Source organism: Allobosea eneae, from assembly GCF_042657265.1.
GTDB lineage: Bacteria > Pseudomonadota > Alphaproteobacteria > Rhizobiales > Beijerinckiaceae > Allobosea > Allobosea eneae.
This window is the reverse complement of record NZ_JBHSLW010000106.1, coordinates 1-1,298: the sequence shown is the minus strand read 5'-3', so window position 1 is coordinate 1,298 and position 1,298 is coordinate 1. Positions and strand designations below refer to the sequence as shown.

General features: G+C 62.9%; 1 protein-coding gene. It reads right to left on the bottom strand.

Features of this window, described 5'->3' with window-relative positions:
* Positions 1 to 140: 140 nt before the first annotated feature.
* Complete coding sequence (locus ACFPOB_RS29960) at positions 141 to 1,220, bottom strand: IS5 family transposase (RefSeq protein ID WP_067989488.1); 1,080 nt, start codon at positions 1,218 to 1,220, stop codon at positions 141 to 143.
* Positions 1,221 to 1,298: the final 78 nt, after the last annotated feature.

The window sequence follows — 1,298 nt, the reverse complement described above, 5'->3', positions numbered from 1 at the left end:
AGCTGGACACCCGCAAGAACCGGTTGATTTCTGGCGGTACGGTAGGGTCGGCGCGATTTCGGGATGATGCTGGGCCTCAGGCTGCCTGAGGGCCGTCATTTTGAGCCGATTCCGGCGTTTTTCGCCGCTTCTGGTCAGACTCACCCCATGGCTTTTGCCCGTTCATGGAAGACCAGGCGGTCGAAGTTGTAGGCGATGTTGGCGAGCGTGAGTTTGGCCTCGGCTCGGGCCAGGCCGATGGTGCGGATGAAGAGGCCGAACCTGTTCTTCTGGTGGGCGAAGACGTGCTCGACCGCAGCCCGGATCGCCGACTTGCCGGCATTGGCGCGCGCGACATGCGCCGGCATCGGCCGACCCGGCGGCTTGCGGCGATGGATGCGGCTGACCAGCATCTTCGCCGCCAGGCTTTTCTCGTTCGTCTGTGAGCGGTAGGCGCTGTCGGCCCAGACCTCGGAGGAGGTGTTCTGCGTCGTCACCAGGCGCGGCAGCATCCGTCCATCGGCATGCGCCGCCGATGTCACCGCGCTCTCCCGGATGAAGCCGAAGCGTCGGTCGATCGCGATGTGGGTCTTGTAGCCGAAGACCGGCAAGGCGATCTGCGGCAAGGGCTTGCCGTCGGGCCGATATCGGATCTTGCCGCCGATCTTCAGCGTCCAGCGCGCATCGACGTCCTTCTGTGCTGCCTTGCTGGGTTCGTCTGGCCAGATCTCCTTTGCCGTCTTACCAGCCTTGATCGCCTCCTTCTCCGCGTCCGTGTTGCGCTGCTTGGGCGCCGGCACGAGGGAGGCATCGACGATCTGGCCCGACATCGGGATGTAGCCCTTCTTCTGAAGCTGCCAGTCGAAGGCCTTCATCACCCGCCGCAGCGTACCGGTCTCGGTCAGCCTGTTGCGGAAATGGCGGATCGTGTTCTCGTCGGGCGTCGGAGCGCCAAGATCAAAGCGCAGGAAGCGCATCCAGGACAGGCGGTCCCGGATCATGAACTCCATCTTCGCATCGCTGAGATTGTGCTGCGCCTGAAGGATCAGCGCCTTGAACATCGACACGGGATCGAAGGGCGGGCGTCCGCCCTTGGCTCCATCGCCGTAGCCAAGGCCCTCGACGAGCCAGCCACGGAAATACTCAAAGTCGATCGTCGCTTCGAGCGTCTCCAGCGGATCGCCGATCTGGCTCATCCTCTCAAGATGCTCCGACAACCCGAACAACGACCGCTGTTCCATCGACCTGCCTCCAAATCAAGACAAGCCGAGTGAATCATGAAGCGGTCAATTCGGCGAGGTTTTTGCGGGCGTCCAGCT

Excerpts from the sequence above, each read along its gene's own strand:
- ACFPOB_RS29960 (WP_067989488.1), bottom strand. The coding sequence starts at position 1,220 with ATGGAACAGCGGTCGTTGTTCGGGTTGTCGGAGCATCTTGAGAGGATG.